This window comes from Acaryochloris sp. 'Moss Beach', from assembly GCF_021497025.1.
GTDB lineage: Bacteria > Cyanobacteriota > Cyanobacteriia > Thermosynechococcales > Thermosynechococcaceae > Acaryochloris > Acaryochloris marina_A.
This window is the reverse complement of the sequence record NZ_CP071717.1, coordinates 3225107-3238713: the sequence shown is the minus strand read 5'-3', so window position 1 is coordinate 3238713 and position 13607 is coordinate 3225107. Positions and strand designations below refer to the sequence as shown.

The 13607-nt window shown below is 41.3% G+C and carries 13 protein-coding genes; all 13 read left to right on the top strand.

The genetic code is table 11. The features are described 5' to 3' along the window. The first annotated feature begins 36 nt into the window (after positions 1–36). Positions 37–861: an S-adenosyl-l-methionine hydroxide adenosyltransferase family protein gene (locus HRE53_RS15235; protein ID WP_235107066.1), complete on the top strand. Its 825-nt coding sequence runs from the start codon at positions 37–39 to the stop codon at positions 859–861. A 135-nt stretch (positions 862–996) separates the two neighbouring features. After that, on the top strand, positions 997–1674 hold the full coding sequence (locus tag HRE53_RS15230; RefSeq protein ID WP_235107065.1) for a DUF2301 domain-containing membrane protein: 678 nt from the start codon (positions 997–999) through the stop codon (positions 1672–1674). Positions 1675–1924: 250 nt separating this feature from the next. Continuing rightward, on the top strand, positions 1925–2068 hold the full coding sequence (locus HRE53_RS15225) for a hypothetical protein (RefSeq protein WP_010476813.1): 144 nt from the start codon (positions 1925–1927) through the stop codon (positions 2066–2068). A gap of 1470 nt (positions 2069–3538) precedes the next feature. Further along, on the top strand, positions 3539–5485 hold the full coding sequence (locus tag HRE53_RS15220) for a nucleoside-diphosphate sugar epimerase/dehydratase (protein WP_235107064.1): 1947 nt from the start codon (positions 3539–3541) through the stop codon (positions 5483–5485). 308 nt (positions 5486–5793) lie between these two features. Continuing rightward, positions 5794–7128 (top strand): nucleotide sugar dehydrogenase, encoded by a 1335-nt coding sequence (locus tag HRE53_RS15215; protein WP_235107063.1) that lies wholly within the window; start codon positions 5794–5796, stop codon positions 7126–7128. Between the two features lie 27 nt (positions 7129–7155). Continuing rightward, a complete protein-coding gene (locus HRE53_RS15210) occupies positions 7156–8100 on the top strand; it encodes a Gfo/Idh/MocA family protein (protein ID WP_235107062.1) in 945 nt (314 codons plus the stop codon). Further along, positions 8093–8692 (top strand): acyltransferase, encoded by a 600-nt coding sequence (locus HRE53_RS15205; protein ID WP_235107061.1) that lies wholly within the window; start codon positions 8093–8095, stop codon positions 8690–8692. Before HRE53_RS15210 ends, HRE53_RS15205 begins: the two co-directional genes overlap by 8 nt. A 9-nt stretch (positions 8693–8701) precedes the next feature. Next, entirely contained in the window at positions 8702–9856 is a 1155-nt protein-coding gene (locus HRE53_RS15200; protein ID WP_235107060.1) for a DegT/DnrJ/EryC1/StrS aminotransferase family protein, read from the top strand. A 24-nt stretch (positions 9857–9880) separates the two neighbouring features. Next, positions 9881–11173, top strand: coding sequence for a lipopolysaccharide biosynthesis protein (locus HRE53_RS15195; protein WP_255800717.1), 1293 nt, complete (start codon positions 9881–9883; stop codon positions 11171–11173). Between the two features lie 424 nt (positions 11174–11597). Further along, the gene (locus tag HRE53_RS35190) at positions 11598–11762 is read left to right on the top strand and encodes a hypothetical protein (protein WP_396133386.1); all 165 of its coding nucleotides are present in this window, start codon (positions 11598–11600) and stop codon (positions 11760–11762) included. Positions 11763–11781: 19 nt separating this feature from the next. Further along, entirely contained in the window at positions 11782–12156 is a 375-nt protein-coding gene (locus HRE53_RS15190; RefSeq protein WP_396133385.1) for a hypothetical protein, read from the top strand. A 109-nt stretch (positions 12157–12265) separates the two neighbouring features. Further along, positions 12266–13192, top strand: coding sequence for a class I SAM-dependent methyltransferase (locus HRE53_RS15185; RefSeq protein WP_235107057.1), 927 nt, complete (start codon positions 12266–12268; stop codon positions 13190–13192). Then, the gene (locus HRE53_RS15180; RefSeq protein ID WP_235107056.1) at positions 13185–13607 is read left to right on the top strand and encodes a VOC family protein; all 423 of its coding nucleotides are present in this window, start codon (positions 13185–13187) and stop codon (positions 13605–13607) included. Before HRE53_RS15185 ends, HRE53_RS15180 begins: the two co-directional genes overlap by 8 nt.

Below are 13607 nucleotides of genomic sequence, written 5' to 3'. Positions count from 1 at the left end.
TATATATCCAAGGCTCTCCTATCCTTATCCAGGGAAATGTTATATCCACCTCGCCAGCCAATTTCGTCGTCAACACCAATAATCACTCTCCTCACAGACTTTGGCCTAGAAGACGTCTATGTCGGCATTATGAAAGGCGTTATCACTGGCATTCATCCTCAGGCTCATATCATTGATTTAACCCATCAAGTCCCCCCTCACAATATTGCTTTTGGCAGTTTCCAGCTCGGCAATGCCTATCAACATTTCCCACCAGGCACAATCCATGTTGCAGTCGTTGACCCAGGCGTAGGTAGCCATCGACGAGCCATTGCTATCCAAATGCCCTCAAGCATACTCATTGGCCCGGACAATGGCTTATTTAGCCATGTACTGATGTATGACGATGCGATCGCAGTCGTTGAACTGACGAACAGCCAATATTGGTACTCAAAACAACCTAGCAACACCTTCCATGGCAGAGATATTTTTGCTCCAGCCGCTGCTTATGTAGCTCAAGGTCTATCCCTTCAAGCCCTGGGCCCCACGCTATCCGTTTCGTCACTGGCAACTCTACCTAATCTTTATGCCTGGGAACCCACTCACAATGGGGGCACAGGCAATATTCAAGCTATTGACTATTTCGGCAATATAATTACCAACATTCCGGCAAGCGAGATTCAAAACTCCTCTTGGAGCCTACAGATTGGTCAGCATCGCATTCACAATGCAACCTCTTACACTACGGCTGCAGATCATCCAACCTTAAAAGCACTGATTGGTAGCCATGGATGGCTTGAAATAGCTCTCCCCAAGGGATCCGCGCATCAAATCTTGAATAGCAAGGTAGGGGATCGGGTACAGCTCCACCTCAATCAGTAATTCTTGCCACCGACAGTTCCCTAAGTTGAACTCAAAAGCCCCAATAACAGACACCCGCTACAATGATCGATTAAGTCATCCAAACGTACTGATAAAAAACTTTGAATACTAACCTCAGTAGTCGGGAGTTAACATATGTTTTCTGTCCTTGAAGCCACCTCAGACATTTATCAAGGCCACTTTGGGGAATTTACGATTTCTAAAGACGATCGGACAGAAGTCGTAATTTATCGTGGAGCACTGCTAATTGCAGCTTCTAGCTTTGCCCTCGGCTCTATCCTGTTTCTACTTTTAGGCCCTCAACCTTATGTGTTGTCATGGCTAACGAGTTTATTTATGTGCTTTGCGATGGCAATCGGGGTTAGTTTAGCCACCATTCACATCTACATGAGTGTCTTACATCGAACCCTACAGATTTTTTGGGCTATTGGCTTTTCAGTTGCAATCTATATTGCCATCACACAAGCCTCTCCCCTCATCTCTAGCATTTATACTCAGCCACTCCATCTCTTTGGTGTAGGCTGGCTATTTGTTGCACTCACTGGAGTGTTCTTTAAAGAAGCCTTTTGCTTCAATCATGGAGAGACCAAACTGCTGACCGGTGTTGTTCCTATATTGCTATTGGGACATTGGCTCAACTGGCTACCTCTCATGGGTGAAAAAGTACTGTTAGGTTCTTGGGCAGTACTTTTTATGATTTTTGCATCCAGGAAAATTGTGAAGCCCATTCCTCCAGATATTGGTGACAAAAGCGTATTTGAGTACTTACATAACAAACAAAGGTCTATTCAACTAGAAACTAACAGCGACTAAGAATGCTGTTAATCAATCAACAAACCGGACATATCACTAAATGTCAATATAGTCAAAAACATAAAGATAGATTGACAGATTTTGAAGAAACCTGGACAATCTATCTTTATCACTCAAATCCAGCATCTGACGCATACTACTATGTTTCTATGATCCTGCTTTGAACTGCACAAGTTGCAAATTCAACGTAGTCTTGATACAAGTAAGTGGCTCTTTTTTATCAATTCCACTGTGAGGAGTTAAGAAACAAATGAAAATCAAACTAACCGCTTTAGCCGTTCTACTTGGCTTTTCAACCCTTTTGGGTGCCTGCTCAGATAGCGCATCTGAGTCTCCTAGCCCCGAGGCTTCTCCCGAAGCTGAAGCTTCCCCTGAAGCTTCACCTGCTGAGTAAGATCTAGCAGTTTGCAAGTCAGCATTGTCCTGTAATCTGGTTATCACTTACCGGATCTAAGTGTTCCTCGCAGGCAAGTCGGCTCAAACAGCTTGGCAGTAAATTTTGATCGAAAGTCCAACAGTTGGACAGCTCTAAAATCCTACTTAAAAATTTGAGTGTTTATTCTTCTCAAATTGACTATGGATCCCTACACTGTCCAACTAATACTCTTTCAAATTTGATGAAGAGGCGCTAGTATCGACAAATACTAGCGCCTCTTTGGCTGTCAATACGTGCCTACCCTTCTGAGAAGGCTTGATTACTGACCCCAGGCTGGCATTCTGACAAGCTTTTTGATAGATATTTGCCCAGCTAACTGTTAATCTCTAGCTCTTGCACATCTTTATAGATATCATTTTCACTAGCTCAAGCATTGTGAAAGCCAGAATATCTCTAAGACCAAGAAATCAACAAATCATAGTGTCAGACTTCCCTTCCAGGCAAATGCAGCAGATTTAGATTCGAGGATGAGTTGGGATCTTCTAAGTAGAGGTAGATCATCCGATATAGATATAATCCCTCCAAAATTGCAAGACGAAATCTTCTTGCTTCATCAACACCCAACTATTCATCAGCAAGATGAGTCGTGGCTTGGAGATTAACTAATAGGCCAAAGTTGAGAGATTCCTGCTTACTCCCTTTCCGTTTCAAGATTGTATATGACTAGCAGCTCAAAAACATTCATCATGCAAAGATTATGCAAGTTGGCCACCCTATTCATTCTTTTGTCGGGATAGGAGTAAGTGCAATTAAAATAACATTAAAAAATGATTTGGTATTTTCAATAGACTGAGACACGTATTTGGGGGTGAGATAAAACCATGCAGGATAATGTAGCTATAGCTCAAAATATATTTTTTAATACGCTAGCTATTCATTTTATTCTCAACTTAACTCTGGCAAACCATAAATAACCATCATGCGATTATGATTATCTCGGGAAATTAATTCTGATTAAATATATGAGTGTTATAGGTAACCCGTATTGCACTGCAGTAGTTGCAAGCCCTTCAACTCTTAAATCAATCTAGTTTCTGAGGTACTCTTTTATATCAACAAGCTGATACTCATTGGTGGGCTTATGTTCTCATATATGATTGACCATTCTCAAGTGGTTTCGTTGAAAAAAATATTCTCTATATATTTCTAAATCTAATTGCATTGATAGAGTCATTTTATGCATTTAGTTTCATCTAGATTTACTTATCTACCTCCTTCAATCACAGCTTCAGTTTAGTCAGCCGAGCCATTGTATTGTCCTGAGAAAAAATAATTAAGAATCCAGTATAATCTTTGTGAACTTTTATATTCAGGAGAGAATAGCTCTTTGCCCAAAGTAGCCTCGAAAATGCACTATAAGAAACCCATCGCCTTAATATTCAGTCTACTGAAGTAGCACCGAGACTTTCCCTCTTAAGGTTTACCTCAATGATCGATAGGTTAGGAAATTACTGCCTGCATCTCAGAAATCGCCACTTTTTGCTTGTTGATGTCATTGCCTTTTCATTTATCCCACTTTTTGCCTTGAGCTTGCGCTTAGATAGCGCACTGGGATTTATCCTGACTTTTGAACGATACCAAGCCGATTTACTACTGGTCACCTTGTTATTTATGGTGATTAAGCTAACTGTTTTTTTATCGGGTGGTTTTTACAAACATTACTGGCGTTATGCAAGCATTGATGAGCTGAGTAATGTTGCTGTACTTACAGGCTCATCGGTTATTTTGCAGACTTTAGCGTTTGCAGTTCTAAAATCGCTTTCCATTTTATCTTTGCCACGATCTTTGCCATTTCTTGACGGTCTGCTCACCCTATTGATCATTGGCGGTATAAGGTTTAGTGTCCGGGCTATAGAACGGAGAAAGCGCCAAAATGAAACATCTGAACGCAGAGACTTGAGGAAGCGAGCATTAGTTGTAGGAGCGGGCAATGCAGGAGTTGCGCTCGTCCAGGAGCTGGAACGAAGCCCCCATATTGGATTACTGCCTATCGCTTTTGTCGATGACAACCCTGCCAAATTAAATTTGAGGATCCGAGGATTACCAGTCGTTGGGAATCGGAATGTTATCCCAGATACTATTAAATCTTGGCATATTCAGACTGTGATTATTGCCATGCCCTCTCTATCAGGCCAAAACCTACGAGATATCGTTGCATTGTGTCAGATGACTGGGGTTGAGACTTTAACCTTACCCGCGTTACAAGATGTGTTAGTAGGTCAGCACGACTTACAAAATAGCATTCGAGAAGTGCAGATTGAAGATCTTCTCCGTCGTGCCCCTATCCAGACAGATATACAAGGAGTTCGCCAGCTCCTTAGGGGTCGACGAGTATTAGTGACTGGAGCCGGCGGATCTATTGGCAGCGAACTCTGTCGACAAATTTTGCGCTGTGCACCGTCAGAACTTATTTTGCTGGGACATGGAGAAAACTCTGTGTTTCAGATACAGCAAGAACTTCTTCAATATCAGGCTGCATACCAAAATCATCAAGGCATTGCAGAAACTGATGTATCAATGCCTAAGCTTAGACCTTTTATTGCAGATCTGAGACACCCTTCTCGCTTACGATTTGCCTTTGAAGAGTATCAGCCAGAAGTCGTATTTCATGCGGCAGCCCACAAGCATGTGCCTCTGATGGAAAATAATGCGCCTGAAGCTATCACCAATAATGTCTTAGGGACCAAAGCATTAACTGATTTGGCAGTTGAATTTGGTGTGCAGCATTTTGTCATGATTTCTACGGACAAAGCCGTCAATCCTACCAATGTGATGGGAGCTAGCAAGCGTATTGCTGAGATGATCGTGCTAAAAGCAGCCCAAACTAGCGGACTTCCCTTTGTCGTAGTTCGATTTGGTAATGTTCTGGGAAGCAGAGGGAGTGTGATTCCCACATTCAAACGACAGATTGCGGCTGGTGGACCTGTCACAGTCACTCACCCAGACATCTGTCGATATTTTATGACTATCCCAGAAGCAGTTCAATTAGTCCTCCAAGCAGTGGTTATGAGCCCTGGTGGGGAGATATTGATGCTGAATATGGGTGAACCTGTAAAAATCGTAGATTTAGCGAAGGATCTTATTTGCCTATCGGGTTACCAGGTCGGAAAGGATATAGAAATCTCTTACACAGGTTTGCGGCCAGGCGAAAAACTTTTTGAAGAGTTATTTCTGCCCGATGAAGAGTATCGAAAGACTGGACATGAAAAGTTGCTAGTGGTCAAAAACGCTAGCAAAAATATTCCCAGCCACCTATTGCAAAGTGTTGCTGATCTACTACAATCTGCATCTATTAACGATTCAATGGAAATTCGGTCTTTACTCCAGAAGTTAGTACCTGGATATCAAACCAAAATGCCTGTTTCTCCTCGTTAGTATTATTTCTGTAGATGTCGACGGATCAACTGGAAAGTAATTAATGGTTCAGGGCCCATAAGCCACAGGGAACTTATAAGGTCATTAGGCGTTCATCACGATATGAAAACGTTGTAGACCATGCCCTCTACTTTGAGCTCTTTGAAATCATGTGGTTCTTAGCTATCAAGTAAGCTAAAACCTCACTAATGTGATGTCTAGAGGACTTACCACAGAGAATGTATCAATATCGTTATGTGATATAAACACTTGAATGAGCATCTGCCTAGAATTTTAAAATGAGTTCCTTCTAGAGTCTTTTCCCCATTGTGTCTGATAATTTATTTAATCACTTAAAAACAAAAATTCTTGACCGTACAGCAGTTGTTGGAGTAATAGGTCTGGGGTATGTAGGGTTACCATTTGCTGTCGAAAAGGCCAAAGTAGGATTTCATGTGATTGGGATAGAACAGAATCCTGATCGTGCCGATGCTGTGAATGCAGCTAAGAATTACATTAATGATGTTGATTCTGATGAGTTAGCAGCAGTAGTTGCCAGCGGTAAGCTCAAGGCCATCTGTGGCTTTGATAAGGTTTCGCACATGGATGTATTAGTAATTTGTGTGCCAACACCGTTATCAAAAAATATGACTCCAAACCTCTCCTATATCGAGAGTGTGACCCAGGGAATAGCGCCAGAGTTGCGCTCAGGTCAATTAATTACCCTAGAATCAACGACTTACCCTGGAACGACAGATGAAGTTATTAAACCTGTATTGGAGTCTAGCGGTTTAAAGCAGGGTCAAGATTTTTTCTTAGGCCACTCGCCTGAACGTGTTGATCCAGGCAACCAACGTTATACCACTAAGAATACCAATAAGGTTGTTGGTGCATCTGACCCTGTTTCTCTAGAAATCGCCACCCTTTTTTATCAGCAAACCATTGATCACGTAGTTCCCGTTAGTAGTGCGAAAGCTGCTGAGCTAGTCAAGGTTTTTGAGAATACCTTTAGGGCGGTCAATATTGCCCTAGTCAATGAATTGGCTATGCTATGTGATCGCATGGATCTAAATGTTTGGGAAGTACTGGATGCCGCTAACACCAAGCCTTTTGGAATTATGCCCTTCTATCCCGGGCCAGGCGTTGGTGGGCACTGTATTCCCATTGATCCACATTATCTTGAGTGGAAGGCAAAGGAGTTTAATTTTGAAACTCACTTCATTGCTTTAGCTGGAGAAATCAATCGGCGGATGCCCGAATTTGTCAGAGAAAAAACCCTACGCACCTTAAATCATATAGGAATAGCCCCATCAAAAGCGAAGGTGCTAGTTATGGGAGTTTCGTATAAAAAAGACTTAGGAGATTGGCGTGAATCTCCTTCTATTGACATCGTTAAACTCCTTATACGGGATCACGTGAACTTGGATTATCATGATCCCTTTGTGCCAGTGATCACTATTGAAGGGCATCAGATGCAATCTATTGATCTAGAAAACACAACCTTGAGTCAGTATGATCTAGTGATTATTGCTACAGACCATTCAGCTGTTGACTATGCTCAGTTAGTAGATCAATCAACGGCAATACTAGATACTCGTGGAATTACCCGCAAATTACCGGACGCACAATCTGCTTCATATCAGTCTAAAATCACACTGCTCTAGATCCATTTAGAATTCGTCAATCTCTCTATGAACAAAGTTGTTGTCGTCGGTGCAGGAAACTGGGGTAAAAACCTGGTGAAGAATTTTCATGAGCTCAATGCCTTAGCCGGAGTGGCTGAGATGAGTTCAGATTTGCGTCAGGCGATAGCAGATAGCTATCCGGATCTTCAGGTATATACTGACTATCGCGACGTTTTAGATACTGATATTTCAGCCATTGTCTTTGCAACACCAGCCCCTACCCATTATTCGTTGGCAAAAGCGGCTTTAGCTGCCGGTAAAGATGTATTTATCGAAAAACCAATGACCCTGAATACGCAAGATGCGATTGAGTTGGCTAAATATGCCGATCAACATGATCGCATTTTAATGGTGGGACATTTATTGCTGTATCAACCTGCGATCTCATGGATGCGAGACTATATATCCAGCGGTAAAGCAGGTAAAGTACTCCATGTCATGGCTCAACGGGCCAAACTGGGCAGAGCCCGCTCTGAAGAGAACGTTTGGTGGTCCTTTGCTCCCCATGATGTCTCTGTTGTGCTGGATTTACTGGGTAATCCTAAACTCCAATCCATACAAGCGAGTGGTCATGCTATGGTGCAATCCCATGTTGAGGATAATGTTCATGTCGATTTGGTCTTTGAGAATGGCCAAACTGCTCATATTCATGCCTCTTGGTATCATCCGTTATTACAGCGATGCACCACCATCCTCGCCGAACGACAAATGCTGGTCTATGACGAAGTTACACAGCAAGTCACCGTTTACGAAAAATCTATTGGCTCAAATCTTCAAAACGTAGATACAGGATCTTGGATCGCCGATGTCGCCACAACTCAGCCTCTCAAGTTAGAATGCGAGCATTTTCTTGACTGTCTGGACACACGCCAGCAACCGAGATCAAATGGTTGGAATGGTGTTGCAGTAGTAGAGATTTTAGAAAAGGCTCAGGAGGCAATGCGTGGCTGAGCCAACTCTGGAGAAACGTGACTTTTTCGCTCATGAATCTTCCTATATCGATGAAGGTGCACAGATTGGTACCAACACTAAAATTTGGCACTTTTGTCATGTCTATGGCAAAACCAAAATTGGCCAAAACTGTGTATTAGGTCAAAATGTGACGGTAGCAAACCATGTCATCGTCGGTGATCAATGCAAAATTCAGAACAATGTCTCTCTATATGAAGGTGTCATCTTAGAAGACTATGTGTTTTGTGGGCCCAGCATGGTGTTTACCAACGTTAAAACACCCCGTTGTGAGTTTCCTCGTAATACCAGTGCTGACTACCACAAAACGTTAGTTAAACGAGGAGTCAGTATTGGTGCCAATGCCACTATTGTCTGTGGTGTGACCTTACACGAAGGGGCGTTCGTTGCCGCTGGAGCAGTGGTAACCAAAGATATTCCTGCCTACGGCATGGTTGCTGGCATTCCAGCTCGCCTTATCGGTTGGATGAGTGCCTATGGAGATGTTTTAGAATTCGACGACAATGGCTATGCTGTAGACTCAGCAGGTACCCGATATCAAAAAGTCTCTGAAATAGAAGTCCGCAAACTCTAGTGCCCAGGTATGAAAATTCCTATTCTTGATCTTAAACCCCAATATGCCAGCATCAAAGCTGATATCCATACTGCCCTTGATCGGGTCCTGGAATCAGGCGCTTTCATTATGGGGCCGGAGGTCAAACAATTCGAACAAGAAGTTGCCACTTACCTTGGTGTCAAACATGCAATCGGTGTCAACTCGGGAACTGATGCTTTAGTCATTGGTCTCAAAGCTTCTGGCATAGGAGTAGAAGATGAAGTTATCACTACCCCTTTTTCGTTTTTTGCCACCGCCGAATCAATTAGCAATGTGGGCGCCAAACCCATCTTCGTTGATATTGATCCCCACACTTTTAATTTGAATGCTCATCAAATCGAAGCTAAAGTAACCCCAAAGACTAAGGCAATTTTGCCAGTGCATCTGTACGGCCATCCAGCAGCTATGGCAACCATTATGGAAGTTGCCAAGAAATATCAGCTGAAAGTAATAGAGGATTGTGCACAGGCATTTGGAGCCCACTATTGGGGAAGTGAAGTTAGGAATGAGCCATCAGGTGTCCCAACGAAGATTGACCACCTTCGCGATAAAGCAGTAGGAACAATTGGGGATGTTGGGGCATATTCATTTTTCCCATCCAAAAATTTAGGAGCTTATGGTGACGGAGGTCTCATTACCACTAATGATGATGCCATTGCTGAAAAAGCTAGGATGCTACGAGTCCATGGTGCATTGAAGAAGTACCACAATGAGGTCTTGGGATATAACTCTCGCCTTGATTCTATCCAGGCTGCCATTCTACGGGTTAAATTGCCCCATATAGACAACTGGAATCAAGGGCGTCGTCAAGTTGCTCAAACTTACAATGATGGCTTAGCGAATTTACCTGCAATTATTACACCACAGATTGTTGAAGGTCATGTTTTCCATCAATATACAATTCGTGTCTTAGATCAAAAGCGTGATGCACTCAAGCAGTATTTAGCTGACCATGAGATTGGGTCGATGGTATATTACCCCGTACCTCAAGATCAGCTACCTGTTTATCTAGGCCAGTACGATGTGTTTGAAGTGAGTAGTCAATATACGCAAGAAGTCCTAAGTTTACCCATTTGGCCAGAGCTACAACCTGACACTCAAAGCTTAATTATCAAAACTATCCAAAACTTTTATTTAGGGTAGGCAATCCAGAACCAGGCGAGAATTTTGCTGAAGCGTAGTCAGAAACTCACGAACATACCCTTCCTGCGTAATGTTTTCACATTAATGACAGGCACTGCTTTAGCACAAGCCATTCCAGTGGTTTTGTCTCCAGTTCTGACCCGAGTTTATTCTCCAGAGACATTTGGTGGGCTGGCCCTCTTCATGTCTCTCTCAATTATCATGGCCATCCCTGCGACTGGGCGTTATGAGCAGTCCATCATCTTACCTGAAGATGATAACGACGCTCTAAATATTGTTGTACTATGCATTAGTCTTTCTGCCATTTTTTGCTCATTACTTTGGATATTTTTTTATTGGTTCAGCGCTCCAATCTCAAGCATTATTACCCTAAAAAACTTAAGTGTTTACTTACGCCTATTACCAATTTCAATATTTTTACTAGCTGCTTATCAATCGACATACTATTGGTTTAATCGCGTCAAATTATATAAAACTATCACCTTCAACAAGGTGGCATTATCTCTATCTGTAGTCACGACTCAACTCGCTTTATATCAAGTGTCCGATTTTGGTTTAGTGATGGGCTATGTATTTGGACAGCTTATAGGGGTTGTATATGCTGTCTATCAAATGCTCACCTTCTTGCATAAGCATTCAGAGGGAGTTGATATCAACCTTGATCGCATCAAGCAACAAGCTCGGCGGCATATTAAATTCCCAAAATTCTTATTATTAGGGCATATGATGAATGCAATATCTGGGAATATGCCAATCATGCTATTTCAAAGTTTGTATGGCCCTGCATTTTCTGGTTTTTACTCACTAACATTTCGCGTAATTGCTCTACCAATGTCATTAATTGGCAATGCGATTAGTGATGTTTTTCGCGAGGCAGCTTCTAAGCAATACATCAATGAAGGCGAGTGCAGTCAACTTTTTTTAAAGACATTTAAGTACCTTCTTCTAATCGCTGTTATCCCTTTTGCTGTTTTTCTAATTGCTAGTCCTTACTTGTTTACCTTATTTTTTGGCAAAGCGTGGGTTCAAGCTGGTATTTATGCTCGTCTGCTATCACCAATGCTTTTTTGCCAATTTATTACTATCCCTCTTTGTTCAATGTTTATTATTGCAGAGAAGCAAGAATTGGATCTGCTATGGCAGGTCGTCAGATTTATTCTTTCTATTGGCTCAATCTGGATAGGATATACCATTTTTAAGAGTGATGAGTCATCAGTTTTACTATTTTCTATAGCGTTTTGTATTTTATATTTGGTCAGTGGCATCATGAGCTATTCCTTTAGCTGTGCAAATCACAAGACTCTGGATGCAGGTTAATGTAGGTAAAACAGGGTAGTGTGATGAGCTATATACAAGCATTAGCCCGAAGATTTTCTAAGCAATCGATCGCAAAATTCCGCCTGAGATTTCTTCGTCCTTTTTTAGCTAAGAAATATACTAACTATAACTCGGGTGATTTTTTAAAAAAGTTTGGAGAGGATTGGTATTAATCCTGGAGATTCTCTATTCTTGATGTACTCTCAAGACCAAATCTATCTAAAGACTGGCAAGTTAGTTCCTATTAAATCTCTGCTCAAAGATCTCATAACTTATCTAGGAGAAAACAGCACATTAATGACGCTATGCTTTCCTATTGATCGCGATCAAATATCAGAAAAAAACCAAGGTTTTTAATATTAAAAAAAACAGCTACTGAGTCCGGCATGATGGCTGAAATACTTCGAAGAAAAAAAAAGGCTCCGTGCGCAGTCTAAATCCTATATTTAGTACTATTTCATATGGCCAGAAAGCTCAGCTATTCTCTGGCAATCACCATCAATCTCCTTACCCCTTTGGTCCTCTGTCTCCTTACTATCAGATCATGGGGGGATGGAGCAAAATATTTAGGAATTGGCGTTGGATTTGAAGCATTTACGCCATGTCATATGATTGAAGACCACTTCAAAGATAAATTTAAGCATAAAATCTATTACGAAGATCCAGAAGAATTCACAGTGAAGTTATCTGATGGGTGTGAGCAGTTAGTCAGTACATATATGCGAAACCCTGCAACTTTTCCCAAAGGAGGTTATGACCCTATCTATTATTTCAGCTTACTAGACATCTCCAACTCACAAGCATTTACTCAATCAGGAATCAAGTTATTCACATTTAAAATGCAAGACTTCTTCGATGCTGCAGTTAATATCTATGCAGCTAAAGGAATTACCGTTTGGGATACAGGTTCATTAACATTTAACATATCAAAAGCGATCAAGAAGCTATTGCGAAAAACCATAAAACCCAGACAGGCTGAATAAAAGCGCATGGATCTTAATGAAGCATTTATAGCTTTGACAAATTAAACCAAAGATTCTGTTATTCGAATATCTATTGCCCATTATAAAAGCAATAAAAAAGGAATTTTATATGCATTCAACAAAACGTTTATCAGCTCCCTTGATTGATGAGCTTATTCAAGAAATATTGAGGATTAACAAACTCCAAAGCAATTTCTTAGCAGATTCAGTGAAAGCTCTTTCACAAAGCGACACTCAGGTTTTCATTCAATACCTCAATTATTGTCTGGATCAACAGTTAACATTAGGGTACTTAGCTGAATGTTATGACTTAATTGTTAAAGATACTTTTACACAGCAGCTCTACTTTAAGCGCCATGGTCATTACAAGTATTCGTCTTATGCTGAAGTTGAATCTTTAGTGTATCGAAATGAAGAGTACATGAGCATGTATATGTATGGCTTGGCTATAACAACTTTTTTATGGCCCAATCATGCTCAAATGAAACATTTTTTCAAGGAGATGCTGCCAAAAACACAGTCTGGGCGATATTTGGAAATTGGTCCAGGACATGGATTTCACATGATGGAGGCCATGCAAAGTTCTCAGTATGAAGAGTTCTTAGGCGTTGATATTAGTCCTACAAGTGTGTTTCTTACTCAAAAAATTCTTTCTAGCCGTTATTTTGGTCAGTTTGAAAACTACAGTATCAAAGAATGCGATTTTCTAGCTTGGGAACCCAATGATCAATATGATGCAGTGGTCATGGGTGAAGTACTAGAGCATGTGGAGCAACCGCAAAAATTCTTGAAAAAGATTGCTGCGTTGACCCACAACACCTCACATATCCATGTCACGACCTGTATTAATTCTCCTGCCATTGACCATATCTATTTATTTGGGCATGCGCAACAAATTGCAGACATAGTTCAAGCCAGTGGTTTATATATCAAGCACCAATTGTTGATTCCTTACCAATCAACGACCTTAGCTCAATCTGAACAGGACAAGCTGCCTATTAATATCGCTCTTATCCTTGGCAAAGTCGATGATTAGTTCTAACCCATTTGGCTTGGAGTTCCACCATTTTGGTCTGGCCGTCCGTAAGCCTCAAAAAGCCATTCGCTTCTTGAGAGATTTAGATTATCAAATTGGTCCTGAAACTTATGATGAGTTGCAGAATGTCAATTTGAGGATGGGTGAGCATTCATCAATGCCTGATATAGAGTTGATCTATCCCACCGATTCTCCGGGTCCCTTAGATGAGTGGTTAACAGATTATGCTCAGATCATTTACCACCTCTGCTATGTCAGTGAGAACGTGGAACAAACGATTGATAAGCTTCGTCAAGAACACCGCATAATTACGATCTCACCCCCCAAACCTGCCATTTTATTCAATTTTCAGAATGTGTCTTTTTATCAGATACACGGATTTGGCCTGGTTGAAATTCTAGAATGTACGGCTTAA

Coding starts and splice junctions, on each gene's coding strand:
- HRE53_RS15235 (WP_235107066.1), top strand. CDS start 37: ATGTTATATCCACCTCGCCAGCCAATTTCGTCGTCAACACCAATAATC.
- HRE53_RS15230 (WP_235107065.1), top strand. CDS start 997: ATGTTTTCTGTCCTTGAAGCCACCTCAGACATTTATCAAGGCCACTTT.
- HRE53_RS15225 (WP_010476813.1), top strand. CDS start 1,925: ATGAAAATCAAACTAACCGCTTTAGCCGTTCTACTTGGCTTTTCAACC.
- HRE53_RS15220 (WP_235107064.1), top strand. CDS start 3,539: ATGATCGATAGGTTAGGAAATTACTGCCTGCATCTCAGAAATCGCCAC.
- HRE53_RS15210 (WP_235107062.1), top strand. CDS start 7,156: ATGAACAAAGTTGTTGTCGTCGGTGCAGGAAACTGGGGTAAAAACCTG.
- HRE53_RS15200 (WP_235107060.1), top strand. CDS start 8,702: ATGAAAATTCCTATTCTTGATCTTAAACCCCAATATGCCAGCATCAAA.
- HRE53_RS15190 (WP_396133385.1), top strand. CDS start 11,782: ATGATTGAAGACCACTTCAAAGATAAATTTAAGCATAAAATCTATTAC.
- HRE53_RS15185 (WP_235107057.1), top strand. CDS start 12,266: ATGCATTCAACAAAACGTTTATCAGCTCCCTTGATTGATGAGCTTATT.
- HRE53_RS15180 (WP_235107056.1), top strand. CDS start 13,185: ATGATTAGTTCTAACCCATTTGGCTTGGAGTTCCACCATTTTGGTCTG.